The 16,836-nt window shown below is 74.1% G+C and carries 14 protein-coding genes; 6 read left to right on the forward strand and 8 right to left on the reverse strand.

Going from position 1 to position 16,836, the window contains the following annotated elements:
- Nucleotides 1-20: 20 nt before the first annotated feature.
- The 3 genes from AB0C96_RS16805 to AB0C96_RS16815 form a co-directional block, all read right to left on the reverse strand.
- A complete protein-coding gene (locus AB0C96_RS16805; protein ID WP_362918050.1) occupies nt 21-989 on the reverse strand; it encodes a DUF979 domain-containing protein in 969 nt (322 codons plus the stop codon).
- Nucleotides 986-1,696: a DUF969 domain-containing protein gene (locus tag AB0C96_RS16810; RefSeq protein WP_362918052.1), complete on the reverse strand. Its 711-nt coding sequence runs from the start codon at nt 1,694-1,696 to the stop codon at nt 986-988. The genes AB0C96_RS16805 and AB0C96_RS16810 overlap by 4 nt, the downstream gene beginning before the upstream one ends.
- A 154-nt stretch (nt 1,697-1,850) precedes the next feature.
- Nucleotides 1,851-2,594, reverse strand: coding sequence for a GntR family transcriptional regulator (locus AB0C96_RS16815; RefSeq protein WP_362918054.1), 744 nt, complete (start codon nt 2,592-2,594; stop codon nt 1,851-1,853).
- Between the two features lie 293 nt (nt 2,595-2,887).
- Here AB0C96_RS16815 and AB0C96_RS16820 point away from each other — a divergent pair, with 293 nt between their 5' ends.
- From AB0C96_RS16820 to AB0C96_RS16835, 4 genes are all read left to right on the forward strand, one after another.
- Entirely contained in the window at nt 2,888-3,694 is an 807-nt protein-coding gene (locus AB0C96_RS16820) for a 5-oxoprolinase subunit PxpA (RefSeq protein WP_362918056.1), read from the forward strand.
- A complete protein-coding gene (gene pxpB / locus AB0C96_RS16825) occupies nt 3,691-4,365 on the forward strand; it encodes a 5-oxoprolinase subunit PxpB (protein ID WP_362918058.1) in 675 nt (224 codons plus the stop codon). Before AB0C96_RS16820 ends, pxpB begins: the two co-directional genes overlap by 4 nt.
- A complete protein-coding gene (locus tag AB0C96_RS16830; RefSeq protein WP_362918060.1) occupies nt 4,362-5,225 on the forward strand; it encodes a biotin-dependent carboxyltransferase family protein in 864 nt (287 codons plus the stop codon). The genes pxpB and AB0C96_RS16830 overlap by 4 nt, the downstream gene beginning before the upstream one ends.
- A 204-nt stretch (nt 5,226-5,429) precedes the next feature.
- On the forward strand, nt 5,430-5,711 hold the full coding sequence (locus tag AB0C96_RS16835; RefSeq protein WP_362918062.1) for a hypothetical protein: 282 nt from the start codon (nt 5,430-5,432) through the stop codon (nt 5,709-5,711).
- Nucleotides 5,712-5,767: 56 nt separating this feature from the next.
- On the opposite strand, the gene AB0C96_RS16840 is transcribed toward AB0C96_RS16835, so the two are convergent.
- From AB0C96_RS16840 to AB0C96_RS16855, 4 genes are read right to left on the reverse strand one after another with little or no spacing between them, the layout of a single operon-like run.
- Nucleotides 5,768-9,403, reverse strand: a complete 3,636-nt coding sequence (locus AB0C96_RS16840; RefSeq protein WP_362918064.1) for a hydantoinase B/oxoprolinase family protein — start codon at nt 9,401-9,403, stop codon at nt 5,768-5,770.
- Complete coding sequence (locus tag AB0C96_RS16845; RefSeq protein ID WP_362918066.1) at nt 9,400-10,494, reverse strand: SGNH/GDSL hydrolase family protein; 1,095 nt, start codon at nt 10,492-10,494, stop codon at nt 9,400-9,402. The genes AB0C96_RS16840 and AB0C96_RS16845 overlap by 4 nt, the downstream gene beginning before the upstream one ends.
- 2 nt (nt 10,495-10,496) lie before the next feature.
- Nucleotides 10,497-11,735: a glycosyltransferase gene (locus AB0C96_RS16850; RefSeq protein WP_362918068.1), complete on the reverse strand. Its 1,239-nt coding sequence runs from the start codon at nt 11,733-11,735 to the stop codon at nt 10,497-10,499.
- Nucleotides 11,732-12,859: a glycosyltransferase family 1 protein gene (locus tag AB0C96_RS16855; RefSeq protein ID WP_362918266.1), complete on the reverse strand. Its 1,128-nt coding sequence runs from the start codon at nt 12,857-12,859 to the stop codon at nt 11,732-11,734. The genes AB0C96_RS16850 and AB0C96_RS16855 overlap by 4 nt, the downstream gene beginning before the upstream one ends.
- Before the next feature lie 157 nt (nt 12,860-13,016).
- On the opposite strand from AB0C96_RS16855, the gene AB0C96_RS16860 reads away from it, so the two are divergent.
- Nucleotides 13,017-13,265, forward strand: coding sequence for a DNA-binding protein (locus tag AB0C96_RS16860; protein ID WP_362918070.1), 249 nt, complete (start codon nt 13,017-13,019; stop codon nt 13,263-13,265).
- A gap of 159 nt (nt 13,266-13,424) precedes the next feature.
- On the opposite strand, the gene AB0C96_RS16865 is transcribed toward AB0C96_RS16860, so the two are convergent.
- Nucleotides 13,425-14,849 (reverse strand): HEAT repeat domain-containing protein, encoded by a 1,425-nt coding sequence (locus AB0C96_RS16865; protein WP_362918072.1) that lies wholly within the window; start codon nt 14,847-14,849, stop codon nt 13,425-13,427.
- 321 nt (nt 14,850-15,170) lie between these two features.
- Here AB0C96_RS16865 and AB0C96_RS16870 point away from each other — a divergent pair, with 321 nt between their 5' ends.
- Complete coding sequence (locus AB0C96_RS16870; protein ID WP_362918074.1) at nt 15,171-16,634, forward strand: SpoIIE family protein phosphatase; 1,464 nt, start codon at nt 15,171-15,173, stop codon at nt 16,632-16,634.
- The last annotated feature ends 202 nt before the right edge of the window (nt 16,635-16,836 follow it).

Here is a 16,836-nt window from a genome sequence, read left to right on the forward strand (position 1 = left end):
CCTGCGGGGCCGACGGCGGTTCAGAACGCGAACAGCGCCATGATCACGATGTTGCAGCCGAGCAGCACCCCCGCGGTGGGCAGCTGCGCCTTGATGGGCCCGTACTGGTCCTTGAGCTCCAGGAGGGCGGCCGGAACGAGGTTGAAGTTGGCGGCCATGGGCGTGACGAGCGTGCCGCAGAATCCGGCGAGCATGCCGATGGCCAGGACGGCGGCGGGGTTGCCGTCGAAGTGCCCGATCAGCACGGGCCAGCCGACGGCGGCGGTCATCACGGGGAAGGCGGCGAAGGCGTTGCCCATGATGACGGTGAAGGCGAACATGCCCACGCAGTAGACGACGACGGCGACGTAGAGCGAGTCCTTGGGCAGGACCGCGGTGGCGAGCTTGCCGACCTGGTCGCCGACGCCGGAGACCTGGAAGATGGCGCCCAGTGTGGCCAGCATCTGCGGCAGCAGCATCGCCCAGCCCATCGCCTCCAGCATGGAGCGGCCGGACTGCACCGGCACCGAGATCCGCTTCTCGCGCAGCATGACCATGCCGACGACGAGGGCGACGACGGCGCCGATCCCGAGGCCGAGGATGGTCTCGCTGCCCTCCTGGAGGACCGGTTCGCCCCCGATCGAGAGGTGCTTGACGCCGATGGCGCAGGCCATGGCGACGACCGGGATGGTGAGCGCGGGGACGAACAGCTTGTTGCCGAGCCGAGCGGCGCTGGCGGTGCGCTCCTCGGGGGTGGTGGTGCGCGGGGTGCCCCGTCCGGTGAAGCCGAAGCCGGCCAGGCAGGCCATGACCAGGACGGCGACGCCCAGCGGCTCGGCCGGCGCCTGCTTGGTGACGACCCAACTGCTGTAGACGAAGCCGGCGCCGATCAGGCCCCAGAAGGCGCCGGTGCCGTACCGCTTGGGGTTGCTGCGGTCGGTGACCATCTGGGAGGCCATCACCAGGAAGCTCAGCCCGACCAGCCAGTAGAACCACTCTGCCTTGATCACTGTGCTGCCTCCACTGCGGCGTCGGACGGGACGTTGGCGGCGAGCAGTTCGCGCTCCAGCCGGCGGTCCAGGCGCAGCAGCCGCCAGCCGTGGACCACGAAGGCGCACACGGCGGTGGGGATCGCCCACAGCGCGAGGTGCAGCGGTTCGAGGTGGGTGCCGTAGGTGGTGTTCACGAACCCGGTGATCAGCAGGATCGACCCGACGGCGAGGAAGACGTCCTCCCCGAAGAACAACCCGACGTTGTCCGCGCTCGCGGCGAACGACCTGATCCTCTCCTTCGTCCGGGCCGGGAGGTGTCCGTACGCGCGCTCCGCGGCACCCTCGGCCATCGGGACGGCGAGCGGACGGACGGTCTGGGCGTGCCCGAACACATTGGTCAGCCCGACAGCGGCGCCGATCTGCCGCAGGCCAAGGTAGAGCGCGAGGAAGCGTCCGGTGGTCAGCTTGGCGAACCGGGCGATGAGGCTGCGGGCCCGCTCCTTGAGGCCGTAGCGCTCCAGGAGGCCGATGACCGGCAGGGTGATCGCGAAGATCGTCACCGCCCGGCTGCCGGCGAAGCCCTCGCCGAAGGCCGCGAGCACCCTGCCCGGTGACAATCCGCCCAGAAGACCGGTGGCGATGCCCGCCACCCCCACGACCAGCAGGGGATTGCGTTTCGTGGCGAAGCCGATGACGACCACGAGCACGCCGAGGAGCACGATCATGGATCCGCCTTCCGCGTACGGGACCCGAGGGTCCTTGGAGAGGGACGAAGAGATTGCAGCGGAGGCTAAGTGATTGTTCAACGATCCGACAAGGGGTCTGCGGAGACCAACCCCAAAACCGTGCTCTTCCCCGTCTCCCTCTCCTGCCGCCTGCTCACTCCTCCGCGATGCGCCGGGCGTACGCCCCGGACAACTGCACCCGGGAGTCCTCCAGGTAGGCGTGCAGCAGGCGTTCGGCCTCGGCGGCGTCGCCCGCCTGCAACGCCTCCAGGATCTGGCGGTTGCGGGTGAGGTAGGGGGCGTGGAAGCGCCGCGGGTCGGCCATGACATGGAAGACCAGCCGGAGCTCGGCCAGCACGCCGCGCATCAGCTCGTCCGTGCGCGGACTGTCCGCCAGGGCCACGACCCCTTGGTGGAAGCGGATGTTGGCGGTCGACAGGTCCTGCCACTCCCGTTCGTCGGAGGCGGCCTCACCGGCCTGCACGGCGGCCTCGATCGCCGCGATGGCCTGGCGCGCACGGGCGCCGTAGGGCCCCTTGCCCAACCCGCGGACCGCCGCGCACTCCACGAGCTGGCGCACCCGGTAGATGTCGTCCAGGTCCTCGACGGTCACCACCCGGACGAACACCCCGCGGTTGAGCTCGTGCACCAGCAGCCGCTCGTGCGTGAGCAGCCGGAACGCCTCCCGCAGGGTGTTGCGCGAGACGCCCAGGGCGCCGCCGATGCTCTCCTCGGAGAGCCGGGCGCCGGGCGGGAAGTAGCCCTCGGTGATCCGGTCGCGCAGGATGTCGGCGACCCGCTCGGCCGTGCTGGCGCGCCCCAGCAGCGCGCGGTCCCGTTCCAGCCCCGCGACCTCGGAGAGCCGCCCCTGGTCGTTCTTCGCCACTCCGCCCGCCATACCGCTCCCCGCTCTCGCGCCGTGCCCGGCGGCCGGGGCCGTCCGGGTCTTCTCCGGGCGAAAGTCAATACCAGCTGGGGGGACAAGACAACGGAGTCCCTAACGGGCGCCGCACACCCCTTGTCGGATCGTTGAACAATCCTCTACGTTGTCCTGACCGCCGGCCGGCCCGAGTGCCCTCGGGGGAGAGTCACTACGGATACGGGCCGGCCGGAGCGCCCGCCCCCGGGCCGCCCCGCCGTGCGCACGGCGGCCCGCCCGACCGGCACCGAACACCTCTGGAACGGACAGACATGACCGACGCGGTGGACCCCGAGGACCTTCCCGAACCCCCCGTCATCACGCCCGTCATCGACCTCAACGCCGACCTCGGCGAAGGCTTCGGCCGCTGGCAGCTCACCGACGACGAGGCCCTGCTGTCCGTCGTCACCAGCGCCAACGTCGCCTGCGGCTTCCACGCCGGCGATCCGGCCACCATGCGCCGGGTGTGCGCACTGGCCGCCGAGCGCGGCGTGGTGATCGGCGCCCAGGTCTCCTACCGGGACCTGGCCGGCTTCGGGCGCCGCGCGATGGACGTACCGCCGGACGAACTGGCCGACGAGATCACGTACCAGATCGGCGCGCTGGAGGTGTTCGCCCGCGCGGCCGGCAGCCGGGTCGGCTACGTCAAACCGCACGGCGCCCTCTACAACCGTTGTGTGCACGACGAGGAGCAGGCCGGCGCCGTCATCGAGGGCATCCGCGCCGCGGGCGGTGGTCTGCCGGTGCTCGGCCTGCCCGGCTCCCGGCTGCACGAGGCCGCGCGGCGGGCCCGACTGCCCGTCGTCGGCGAGGCGTTCGCCGACCGCGCCTACACCGCCGAGGGCACCCTCGTGCCGCGCCGCGAGCCCGGTGCGGTGATCCACGACCCGGACGAGGTCGTCAAGCGCACCATCGGCATCGCCCGCGAGCGGACCGTCACCTCGCGCGAGGGCCGGCCGGTCGGGATCACCGCCCGCTCGCTGTGCCTGCACGGCGACACCCCGGGCGCCGCGGACCTCGCCCGGCGGGTACGGGCCGAGCTGACCGCGGCCGGTGTGCGCGTACGGAGCTTCGTATGAGGCCGCTGCCGGTCGGCGAACACGGGCTGCTGATCGAACTGGACAGCGCCGAGCAGGTCGAGGCGCTGCACGCCGAGTTGCTCCGCCGGGCCGCCGCCGGCGACCTGCGGTGGGCGGGAGGCCCGCCCGCGGCGACCGGCGGGACCCCCGCCCGGACCGCGCCCCGGGGAGAGATCGTGCCGGCCGCCCGCACCGTCTTCCTCGACGGGCTGGCCGACCCGCGCGGTCTGATCGCCGAGCTGGCCACCTGGGACGTGCCGCCGCTCACCGCCGGCGACCGGCCCACCGTCGAGATACCGGTCCGCTACGACGGCCCCGACCTGGCCGAGGTCGCCGCGCTGTGGGACACCACCACCGACGAGGTGGTCCGCCTGCACTCCGGCACCGCGTTCCGCGTCGCCTTCTGCGGCTTCGCCCCCGGCTTCGGCTACCTGACGGGCCTGCCGGAACCGCTGCACGTCCCGCGCCGGGCCACACCGCGCACAAAGGTCCCGGTCGGCTCGGTCGCGCTGGCCGGCCCGTACACCGGCGTCTACCCGCGCTCCTCCCCCGGCGGCTGGCAGCTGATCGGCACCACCGACACCGTGCTGTGGGACCCGCGCCGCGAGCCCGCGGCCCTGCTCTCCCCCGGCACCCGGGTCCGCTTCGTCCCCGTGGAGACCACCCGATGACCGACCGCGCCTTCTCGGTCGTCCGGGCCGGGGCGCTCACCACCGTGCAGGACCTCGGCCGACCCGGCCACGCCCACCTCGGTGTGCCGCGCGCCGGCGCCCTGGACGAGCCCGCCCACCGCCTCGCCAACCGCCTGGTCGGCAACCCCGAGTCGGCGGCCGCCCTGGAAACGACGCTGACCGGCTGCGCGGTACGCCTCCGCAGGGCCACCACCGTCGCCGTCACCGGCGCCCCGTGCCCGGTGACCGTCGACGGCCGCCCCGCCGCCTGGGGCGCCGCGGTGCACGTCCCGGCGGGCGCCGTCCTGGACGTGGGGACGGCCACCCACGGCGTGCGCTGCCACCTCGCCTTCGCCGGCGGCATCGACGCCGAAGAGGTCCTCGGCAGCCGGGCCACGGATCTGCTCTCCGGCCTGGGGCCCGAGCCGCTCGCCGACGGCGCGGTCCTGCCCCTGGGCACCCCCCGCGGCACGCCGGCCGGCGCCGACGCCGTCCCGCACGCCGGTCCGGTGGCCGAGCTGCTTCTGCCGTTCCTCCCCGGCCCCCGCGACGACTGGTTCACCGACGCCGGACTGCGCACCTTGGCCACCGGCCGGTTCCGGGTCTCCCCGGCGAGCAACCGGATCGGACTGCGCACCGAGGGCCCCCCGCTGGAGCGCGCCCGCTCCGGCGAACTCCCCAGCGAGGGGATGCCGTTGGGCGCCCTCCAGGTCCCGCCCGACGGCCTGCCGGTGCTGTTCCTGCACGACCACCCCACGACCGGCGGCTACCCGGTCGTCGGCGTCGTCCCCGAGCGCCACCTGGCCCGGGCGGCGCAGGCGACACCGGGCACACCGATCCGGTTCCTGCGGCTGCGCTGATCGCGAGGCGGGCGGCCGGGACGCCGCACGCCGGCGGGCACCGGGGCGCGCCCCCGCGCCGACGTGCGCTTCACACCCCCGCTGTTCCCTCGCCGCGCCCCACTCCCGCCGCGTCACCGCCCACGCCGTGGGTACTTTCCGTGACGGATCAAACACGCCGAGTGATCCGCTCGGTGTCGTCACACGGAAGGAACCACCGTCCCCATGCGCCTCATCCCGCGCCTCGCCGCCGCCGTCACCGGTCTCGCCCTCGTCCTCGGCGGGGTGGTGGCCGCCGCCCCAGCCGCCGACGCCTCCCCTCTGGGCTGCTTCTACCACGTCCTCGAGCAGCACCCCGGCGCGGATCCGGAGCTGGTCGAACAGGCCTGCCGCAGCGGCGAGGAGGGCGGCCCGGAGAACTTCCGCATGTGCTACTTCCAGCTGCGACAGGAGTACGTACCCGCGGTCGTCGCCGCCGAGGCGTGCCGGCGGGCCGGCCAGGAGTAGCGGCGGGCCCCGACCCGGTTGCGGGCGCGGCGGCGTCCGCAACCGGGCGGTGGCGACTACGGCACCCCGTACCCGCCGCCGCCCGGCGTCCGGACCACCAGCACGTCGTCCACCCCCACCTCGGCCGCGTCGCAGCCGCGCAGCTCCTCGCGGGAACCATCGGCCCGTTCGAGGGAGTTGACGCCCAGCGCCCCGGGGGCGCCGCCCGCCATCCCGTACGGCGGGACCCTGCGGTGGTTGGTCAGCAGGGCGATGGTCATCGGCTCCAGGAAGCGCAGCCGGCGCTCGACGCCGCAGCCGCCGTGCCAGCGTCCGCTGCCGCCACTGCCGGTGCGGACGGCGAAGCCGTCGACACGGACGGGGTAGCGCCACTCCAGCACTTCCGGGTCGGTCAGCCGGGAGTTGGTCATATGGGTCTGCACGGCGTCCGCGCCGTCGAAGCCGTCGCCGGCGCCCGAGCCGCTGGCGACGGTCTCGTAGTACTGCACCCGGTCGTTGCCGAAGGTGAGGTTGTTCATCGTCCCCGAGCCCTCGGCCTGGACACCGAGGGCGGCGTAGAGCGCGCCGGTGACCGCCTGGGAGGTCTCGACATTGCCCGCGACGGTGGCCGCCGGGAAGGCGGGGGCGAGCATCGAGCCCTCGGGGATGCGCACGTCGACGGGCTTGAGGCAGCCGCTGTTGAGCGGGATGTCCTCGGCCACCAGGGTGCGGAAGACATAGAGGACGGCCGCCATCACCACCGAGGTGGGCGCGTTCGCGTTGCCGGGTTGCTGGGGCGAGGTGCCGGCGAAGTCCAGTACGGCGCTGCGCGCGGCGCGGTCGACGGTCAGCGCGACGTGGATCTCCGCCCCGCTGTCGGTCTCGTAGCGGTACCGCCCGTCCGACAGCCGCGCGACGATCCGCCGCACCGACTCCTCGGCGTTGTCCTGGACGTGCCCCATGTAGGCGCGGACGACGTCCAGGCCGAACTGCTCGGTCATCCGGTGGAGTTCCTGGATGCCCTTCTCGTTGGCGGCGATCTGGGCGCGCAGGTCGGCGAGGTTGGCGTCCGGCGCGCGCGACGGGTACCGGCCGGAGGTGAGCAGCTCCCGGGTCTCGCGCTCGCGCAACCTCCCGTCGCGCACCAACAGCCAGTTGTCGAAGAGGATGCCCTCCTCCTCGATGGTGCGGCTGAACGCCGGCATCGAACCGGGGGTGATGCCACCGATCTCGGCGTGGTGGCCGCGGGAGGCGACGAGGAACAACAGTTCGTCACTGTGCGTTACTGCATCAGAAGAGTCGGAAGGCGTCGCGAAGACGGGCGTGACGACCGTGACATCCGGGAGGTGGGTACCGCCGTGGTAGGGATCGTTGATCGCATACACATCGCCCGGCCGCATGTCGTCGCCGCGCCTGCGGAGCACCTCCTTGATGGACTCCCCCATCGACCCCAGGTGCACCGGGATGTGCGGGGCGTTGGCGATCAGGTTGCCGTCCGCGTCGAAGAGCGCACAGGAGAAGTCCAGCCGCTCCTTGATGTTGACGGAGTGTGCGGTGTTCTCCAGCCGTACGCCCATCTGCTCGGCGATGGCCATGAAGAGGCTGTTGAAGACCTCCAGCATCACGGGGTCGGCTCCGGTGCCCACCGCGACCCGGTCGCTGCGCGGGCGGGTCCGGGTCAGCAGGAGGTGGCCGCGGTCGCCCATCGTCGCCTGCCAGTCCGGGTCGAGGACGGTGGTCGCGTCCTCCTCGGCGATGATCGCCGGCCCGGTGAGTCCGTCGCCGGGGCGCAGGTCGGTGCGCCGGTGGAGAGCGGTGTCCCGCCAGCGTCCGCCGGTGTACGTCCGCACCGTGGCCGCCGGCCGCAACTCCCCTTGCCTGCCGCCCTGGTGGACCTCGTAGCCACGGGCTCCGCCGGCCTCCCCGAGCGCCTCGACCGACACCGCCTCGGCCACCAGGGGCTTGTCCATGGTGAAGGCGTAGCGCTCGCGGTGCGCCCGGACGAAGTCCGCGGCCATGGCGTCGAGGTCGGCGAGCGGTACGCCGATGGTGGAGTCGGTCCCGGCGTAGCGGACCAGGACCCTGGCGCGGGTGGTGATCGACGCGTCCGGCACCCCGTCCGCGCGGAGTTCGTGCCGGGTCTGGCCGGCGAGCGTCCCGCAGACCTGCTGGACGCGGGCCATGGCCGTGGCGTCCGTGAACTCCGCCTCGACGGCCTGCTCGCGCATCGCGGTGGCGTCGGCGACGCCGATGCCGTACGCGGAGAGCACCCCGGCCAGCGGCGGGACGAGGACGGTGTCGATGCCCAGTGCGTCGGCGACCGCGCAGGCGTGCTGGCCGCCGGCGCCGCCGAAGCTGGTCAGGGCGTAGCGGGTGATGTCGTGGCCGCGCTGGACGGAGATCTTCTTGACCGCGTTGGCCATGTTCAGCACGGCGATGTCGAGGAAGCCGGCGGCGACCTCCTCGGGGCCGCGGTCGTCGCCGGTCGCGGTGGCGGCCCGCCGAGCCAGCTCCGCGAAGCGGGCGCGGACCACCTCGGCGTCCAGCGGCTGGTCGCCGGCCGGCCCGAAGACCGCGGGGAAGTGCTCGGGCTGGATGCGGCCGAGCATCACATTGGCGTCGGTGACGGTGAGCGGGCCGCCGCGCCGGTAGCAGGCCGGCCCCGGGTCCGCGCCGGCCGAGTCGGGGCCGACCCGGTAGCGGCGCCCGTCGAAGTGCAGCACGGAGCCCCCGCCGGCCGCGACGGTGTGGATGTTCATCATGGGCGCGCGCATCCGTACGCCGGCGACCTCGCTGCCGAAGACCCGCTCGAACTCCCCGGCGTAGTGCGACACATCGGTGGAAGTGCCGCCCATGTCGAAGCCGATGACCCGGTCGTGGCCACCGCCCGCCTCGGCGGCGGCCCGGACCATCCCGACGACGCCACCGGCCGGCCCGGACAGCACGGCGTCCTTGCCGCGGAAGTGCGCGGCCTCCCGCAGCCCGCCGTTGGACTGCATGAACATCAGCCGGATGCCGGGGAGTTGGGCGGCCACCTCGTCGACATAGCGGCCCAGGATCGGGGAGAGGTAGGCGTCGACGACGGTCGTGTCGCCGCGCGGCACCAGCTTCATCAGCGGGCTGACCTCGTGCGAGCAGCTGATCTGCCGGAAGCCGGCGCGGCGGGCCAGCTCGGCGACCGCCCGCTCGTGGTCGGCGTACCGGTAGCCGTGCAGCAGGACGACGGCGGCGCTGCGCAGCCCGTCGGCGCGGGCCCGCAGCAGCGCCTCGCGGACCCGGTCCGCCTCCAACGGCCGGACCAGCTCACCGTGCGCGCCGATCCGCTCCGGTACCTCGATCACCCGCGCGTAGAGCGCTTCCGGCAACAGGATCCGCCGGTCGAAGATCCGTGGCCGGTTCTGGTAGGCGATCCGCAGCGCGTCCCGGAAGCCCTCGGTGGTCAGCAGCACCGTCGGTTCGCCCGTACGCTCCAGGAGGGCGTTGGTGGCGACGGTGGTGCCCATCTTGACGACGGAGACCCGCTCGGCGGGCACCGGGTCGTCCGGGCCGAGCCCCAGCATCATCCGGATACCGGCCACCGCGGCGTCCCGATAGCGCTCGGGGTGGTGCGAGAGCAGTTTGCCGGTGACCAGCCGCCCGTCCGGCCGCCTGCCGACGACGTCCGTGAACGTGCCACCGCGGTCGATCCAGAACTCCCAGCGTCCGGTCGTCATCCCGCCATTGTCGCAGCGCCCTCCATCGTGACGGTGTCTTTCGGCGGGGAGCCGGCTCCCAGCGCGGCGAGGGCGCGCCGGGTGGCGTGCTCGGCCGCGGCGTCCAGCAGCCGCCCGGAGCCCGCCAGTCCGTGCCGGCACTCCGTGACCGCCAGGCCGAGCAGGCCGGGCAGCAGATCCGTGCAACGGTCGGCGACCCAGCGCGTCCCCTTGGTCGCCATCCACAGCGCCGATCCGGTACGGGTCGGCGGGCGGCCGTCGAGGGTGAGACCGGGCGGCGGACCGACCGGCAGACCGGCGTCGGCGAGCGCCGCGTGGAAGCCACGGGCCAGCAGTCGATGGCCGCGCTCGCTGGGGTGCAGCCGGTCCACGCTCCACGACGTGCGCTCGGTGGTCCAGGGGTGCTCGGCGAGGTGCAGATGCACACCCCCGTGGCGGGCGGAGACGGCGTGGACGACAGTGTTGACGGCGCGCATCCGGCGCGCCAGCGGACGCGCCAGCGGACCGGGCAGCCCCAGCATCCGGCCGGGGTCCGGCAGACACGCCGTCAGGACCACGGCCCCGTCGGCGCTCAGGGCACGGTGTGTCAGGTCCAGCGCGGCCGCGATCCGGTCGATGGCGAAGGCGGCGCGCAGGGTGTCGTTCGCGCCGACGACCAGGGAGACGTACCGCGGCTTCAGCGCACGCGCGGCGGGCAGCTGGCGCTCCGCCACATCGGCCGCCAGGGCTCCGCTGAACGCGAGGTTGACCAGCGCGACGCCTCCGGACCGTTCGCCCAGCGCCCCGGCCAGCAGCGCGGCCCAGCCACGCCAACCGCCGTCCGGCAGCGGGTCGCCCAGTCCCTCGGTCAGCGAATCGCCGAGCGCGACAAAGCGGACCGGCGCCGCGGCCCGGCCGTCGGCCGCCGCCGGCCCGGCCCTCCCCGCCCGTCCGGGCTGCTCGGGTACCGCCACCCGTGCCGCCTGCTCGGGTATCGCCACCCGTGCCGCCTGCTCGCGTACCGCTGCCCGTCTCACCTGCTCGGGTATCTCCACCGTCTCCCCCCGTGCCGCCTGCTCGGATATCGGTGCCGCCGCCCCCTCCGACGCCATCGTCACCACCCGCCCCGTGGGCCCGCCGGGTACGGCGACGCCGGTGCGGCGACCGGGTGGCCGAGGAGCGCGGGCGCGTCATGGGCCGCGAGGAAGGCATCGACGGCGGGCTGCCAGCCGTAGCCCTCGGCCCGGGTGCGGGCGGCGGCGCGCCGGGCGGCCTCGGGCCGGGCCAGCACCCGCTGGACCGCATCGGCGAACGACGGCCCGTCGTCGAGCGCGGTGTCGCCGCCGCTGCCGACCAGCCCGGCCAGCGCCGAGGCCGCACTGGCGACCACCGGCGTGCCGCAGGCGAGCGCCTCCAGGGCGGCCAGTCCGAAGGTCTCGGCCGGTCCCGGCGCCAGTGCGAGATCGGCGCTGGCCTGGAGCGCCGCGACCCGGGAGCGGTCAGCAAGGTGCCCGAGGAACGCCGCGGGCAGCCGCTCGGCGCGGGCCCGGACCTCCAGCCGCTCCCGCAGCGGCCCGTCCCCGACCACCACCAACGCCGCGTCGACGCCGCGCCGGCGCAGTTCGGCCAGTGCGTCCAGGGCCCGCCCGGGCCGCTTCTCCTGTGACAGCCGGGAGCACATCAGCAGCAGGTACTCCGACCGGCCCGCACCGCGCCGGCGCAGCTCCGGACTGTGGCAGTCCGGGTGCCACGCGTCGAGGTCGACCCCGAGCGGGGCGCGGACGACGTTGCGCGCACCGGCCCGGATGAACTCCGCCGCGGCCCACTCGGTCGTGCACACCACCCGGCTGTAGGCGTGCGCGGTACGGCGGTTGAGCCGGTCGGCGGCGGCCCTGGCGACCGGCTGGGGCACGCCCCAGGTGCGCAGCACCCCGTCCACGCTCTCGTGCGAGACCATCACCGCGGGCACCCGCGCCCGGCGCGCCCATTCGCCGGTCCAGCGCAGCGTCGTCCGGTCGGAGACCTCCAGCCGGTCGGGTGCCAGCGTCGTCAGCAGCCGCTGCAACCGACGGCGGTCGGTCAGCATCCGGTAGCCGCCGCTGCCGGGCAGCACCGGCCCGGGCAGTGTGATCACCCGGCCCTGCGCGGTGAGTTCGTCGCGCATCCCGGCCGCCCCGCCGACCCCGTCCGCTCCCGGCGGCCCGGGCACGATGAGCACCGGCTCGTGCCCGGCGGCCCGGTAGCCCTTGCCGAGTTCGCGCAGCGCGGTGCGCAGCCCGCCGGAGGCCGGGGTCACGAAGTTGGCGATCCGTACGATCCGCAGGCCCGCCCCGGTGCCGTGCCGCCGGTTCATGCCGCCACCGCCGTCCGGTCGGCGAGCACGGCCTCGTAGTGGCCCAGGAGCTGGTCCCCCACCGCCTCCCAGGTGCGGTCCTCGACCGCTCGGCGGGCCGCGGCACCGTACCGCAGCCGCAGTTCGGCGCTGTCACCGAGGAACCGCACCGCGTCCCGGAACGCGCCGCCGTCGCCCGGTGCCACCAGCAGGCCCGTCCGGCCGTGGTCGACCAGGTCGACCGGCCCGCCCGCGTGCGGTGCGACCACCGGCACGCCGGACGCCATCGCCTCCTGCACGGTCTGGCAGAAGGTCTCGTACGGCCCGGTGTGCACGAAGACGTCCAACGAGGCGTAGAGCCGGGCGAGTTCGTCACCGGTGCGGCGGCCGAGGAAGCGGACCTCGGGCAGCGCGGTCCGCAGCCCGGCGGCGCTGGGGCCCTCGCCGATGACGACCGTGCGGACGCCCGGGAGCCGGGAGGTCTCGGCCAGCAGCCGGACCTCCTTCTCGGGTGCGAGCCGTCCCACGTATCCCACCAGCAGCTCCCGCCCCGCCGCCAGCGAGCTGCGCAGCACGGCGTCGCGCCGCCCGGGGTGGAACCGCTGGGAGTCCACACCGCGCGGCCACAGGTGGACCCGCGGCACACCGTGCTCGGTGAGGTCCAGCAGCGCCGCACTGGACGGCGCCAGGGTCCGGTCGGCGGCGGCGTGCACCGCACGGATGCGCCGCCAGGCCGTGGCCGCACCCCCGCCGAGATAGGTCCGGGCGTAGCGGCCCAGATCGGTCTGGTACACGGCGATCGCGGGCACCTGCCGCCGGGCGGCGGCGGCCATCCCGCGGGCACCGAGGACGAAGGGACTGGCGAGGTGCACCAGGTCGGGTCGGTGCTCGGCGAGCGCCGCGGACAGCCTTCGCCCGGGGAGCGCGATACGCACCTGCGGGTATCCGGGCAGCGGCATCGAGGGCACCCGGACGACCGGGCAGGGGCTCTCGTACGTGGCGGTGGCCGGCGAGGCGCTCGCGAGCGGTGCGACGACCAGCGGTTCGTGCCCACGGCGGACGAGGTGCCGGGCGGTTTCCAGGGCGCAGTGGGCGACGCCGTTGACGTCGGGCGGGAAGGATTCGGTGACGATGACGACACGCATACCGCTGTTGTCGGCGGGCCGTGCGTTCAAGGGACCACGTGGATCTTTCCTGCTGGAGAACGTCCCATGAGCGTTCCTCTGCGGGCGGCCCGGCCAGCGCGGTGTCAGGCTGGGAACAGGGGGACAGAGGGAACGGAGCGGACGACGAGGAGTCCCTGTGACGCTGGACGACGCGGTGCCGGGTGAGCCGTCGGACGAGCCGTCGGACGGCATCCCCCCGCGGATCGGCGCCCCGGCACGCCGGGCCCTGGAGCGGGCGGGTTACCTACGGCTGTCGCAGCTGGCCGGCGTCAGCGAGACCGAACTGCGGCAGCTGCACGGCATGGGCCCCAAGGCACTGGGCATCCTGCGCGACGCGCTGGAGGCCGAGGGCATGTCCCTCGCCCCGAACGGCAACCCCCGCTAGGGGGTGTCGTCCCAGCCCCCGCCACCCCACCCCGGCCTCAGCCGCACCAGGCCGCAGTACCCACCGACGCCGCAGCGCCCACCGACGCCGCAGTACCCACCCAGACCGCAGTACCCACCCAGACCGCAGCGCCCACCGAAGCCGCAGCGCCGACGCGGCTCACACCGCCGAGGCGTCCGGTCCGAATCTGCTGCGGACGGCCAGCTGGACGTCGGCCTCCTCGGCGGGGTCGGCGGCGAGCCGGCGGAGCTGTTCGACGACCCGGTCATCGCCGGTGGCGGCGTGCCGGGCGGCCAGCTCGCGGGTGGTCTCCTCGCAGTCCCACAGGCACTCGACGGCGAAGCCGGCGGCGAAGCCGGGGTCGGTGGCGGCGAGCGCGGCGGCGGCCCGGCCGCGGAGGTGGGAGGAGGAGGTTTCGCGGTAGACGTGCCGCAGTACGGGGGCCGCGCAGGCGACCCCGAGGCGGCCGGTCCCGTCGACCAGCTCCCACAGGCCGTCCGCGTCCGGGCCCTCCTCACGGACCGTACGGCGCAGCGCGGCCAGCACCAGCTCGGCGTCGCGCTGGGCGCCGCGGCGGGCGAGCATCGCGGCGGCGGACGCGCCCAGCCGGTCCCCGCGCGGCGCCCAGCGCCGGGCCCGTTCGACGGCGGCGACGCTGTGCATCCGCTCGAAGGAGGCGAGCGCGGCCGCGACCAGTTGCTCGGTGGAGAAGGGACAGGTGGCCGCGGACTCGATCAGGTCGAGCGCGTCCGGATCGGCGCGCTCGGCGAGGTGATGGAGGACCGCGGCGCGGGCCGGGTCCGGTGCGCTGCGTGCGGCACGCAGCAGCTCGGGGCGGTCTTCGGGGCCGGCCACCGCGGACAGGCAGCGGGCTGCGGCGATGTGGCGGTGCTCGGTGGGTTCCAGGTCCAGGCCCTGCTGGGCCCACTGGAGGACCTCGGCGACGCTCCAGCCGGGGCGCGGCCCGCGCGGCCGCAACTGCCGCTGCCAGCGGTCGAAGGAGCCCTGTTCCCCGGCGGCGGCCAGGCGGGGGCCGTAGCGGGGGTCCTCGGCCCACAGCCGCCAGGGCCGGGGCTCGAAGGCGTCCCGGACGGCGGCGGCCAGCTCGGCCTCGCCCTGCTCGGTCTCCAGGAAGCGGGCCAGTACCGCGGGGGCGAGGGTCATCAGCCCGGCGTCGTCGTCACGCAGCGCAAGCTCGTCCAGGGCCCAGCGCCAGTTGCTGCCGGCCGCGGCGTAGCTGCGCAGCAGCAGGCGGGCGGCGTTCCTGCCGTACGCGGCGAGGTGGCCGAGGACGGCGAGGGCGAGGCCGGTGCGCTCCTCGCCGGTGTCGAGGAGGTCGTCGGGGTGGAACAGGTGCCGTTCGATCTCCTCGAGCCCGCCGTCGAGCTGCATGTAGAGGCGCGCGTAGTAGAGCGAGCGGTTCTCGACCTGCCAGTCGCGTCGGGGGTCGCGCAGCACGCTGTCGTTGAGCGCTGCGAGCGCCTCGGCCCGCGGCGCCGCGAGGGCATGCAGGGTCCCGTCGCCGCGGCCTCGCTGAAGGAGGCCGAGCAGGGTGCCACTGGGCGCTATGTCTGGATCGAACATGAGGTCAGCATCCGGTGCGGGGGACAGGCTGGCAACGGGATTTCCGCTGACCGGCATTCTTGCCGGTGACTGCGGGCCGTATGCATGGCATCCCTCGTTGACCCCGTGGAATCGGCGGGAACGCCTACGGTACGGCGGCCGAAGCCTAGCCTGGAAGCTGTCATTCCGCAGGTTCACCCTGGGTATGCCAGAGGGAGGCCAGCGTCATATGCCAGCTGCACCACCGTATCGGGTAGTGCCAAATCCCTTACGCACGGTCGCTGCCTGTGCGACAGTCGTTACCGGCCCTCAGCCCGGCGCCGCCTGATCACGGAGTACGTCATGCCGTCCCCCCTCTTCGCGGACCACCCAGCCGACCGGCCTCCCGAGCGCGACACGGTCGAGGCACTCATCACGCAGGCCCGCCGCCTGCGCGGCGACCTCGATGCGGTGCGCCGGGAGTCCGCGGTGGACACCGGCCTCGACGCGGACCCGCAGCTGCGCTGGCAGCGCGCGCTGTGCGACCTCGCTGTGCACCACCTCGACGACCTCGGGGGCCACCTCGACCAGCTGAGAGACGGACTGCCCACCGAGAGTGACGACACCCCGGTGGTGGAGGAGGCGCCGGCGGCCCCGCCGAAGAGCGAGCCGCATGAGCGCGGCGCCCTCCTGCGCCGGGTGGGCAGCGCCGAGTGGAACCTCCTCACCGACGAGGTCAGCTGGTCCGACGAGCTGTTCACCATCTTCGGCAGGTCACCCTCCGACGGCCCGCTGACCCTTGACGAGCTGCCGTCCCTGGTCTATCCGGAGGACCAGGAGGGGCTGACCACGATGGTCACCGACTGCCTCGTGGACGGCCGGCCGATCGACGGTGAGTTCCGTATCGTGCGCCCGGACGCGACGCTGCGCACGGTGCACATGGTGGGCGAGCCGGTGCTCGACGCGGACGGCGGTACCTCATGCATGTGGGCCGTGCTGCGGGACGTCAGCGAGCTGCGCCGCAGCCAGCAGGCGGTGCGCGAGACCCGTGACTCGCTGCATCGCGAGCGGCAGATCGCGCAGACCGAGCACCGGCTTGCGGTCGAGCTGCAGGAGGCCGTGCTACCGCCGTGGCGCGGCTCCCTGCGGTTCCCGCAGGGCGGCCCGGTCGCCCTCGACCTCGCCGGGCGCTATCTGCCGTCCGGCACCAGCGCCCTGATCGGCGGCGACTGGTACGACGCCCTGCAACTCCCGGACGGCACCACGCTGTTGAGCGTCGGCGACCTCACGGGGCACGGCGTCACGGCCACCTCGGGGATGGCCATGCTGCTCGGCGCGCTCCGGGGCATGGCGGTCGCGGGGCACCGGCCGGGACCCCTGATGGGCCTGCTCAACCAACTGCTGGACGCCTCCGCCCAACCGGCGCTGGGCAGCGCGGTGTGCGGACGGTTCGACCCCGATACCCGCACGCTGGAGTGGGCCCAGGCAGGACACCCCGCACCGCTGCTCTTCCGCGGCGGCACGGGGCGCGTGCTGGACCCACCCGAGGGCGTGCTGCTCGGGGCGACATCGGGGGCGACGTACACCCAGCACACCGAGCAGCTGGAGCCCGGCGACCTGCTCGTCCTGCACACCGACGGTCTCGTACCGCGCCGTGCACATGGCGCGGAGGTCGCCCATGAGGGTGCCGAGCGACTCCTCGCCCTGGCGCCGCGCTTCGGCACGGCCCGCAGTGCGCAGGACAGCGTCCGCATCGTCGTCGAGGAGTTCGGCAGCACCGAGCGCGAGGACGACGCATGTGTGCTGATCGCCAGGGTCGGCGACTGACGCACACAACGGCAGCTGAGGGCGGTACGGCGGATCCGGAGCCGGCCGCCCCGAAGGCGTGGGTTGAGGGTCCGTCAGTGGTGGGTTGAGCGAGTGGGCCTCCATACGGCAGGTCCGTGTACAGCTGATGTGGGTACGGCTGGTGTGGGTACGACGCTTCGTCACGTGCCGTGACACGTGACGCCCCGTCACCTCTCAGTTG

Origin of the sequence: Streptomyces sp. NPDC048506 (assembly GCF_040651315.1) — a bacterium.
In the GTDB taxonomy this organism is placed as follows: domain Bacteria; phylum Actinomycetota; class Actinomycetes; order Streptomycetales; family Streptomycetaceae; genus Streptomyces.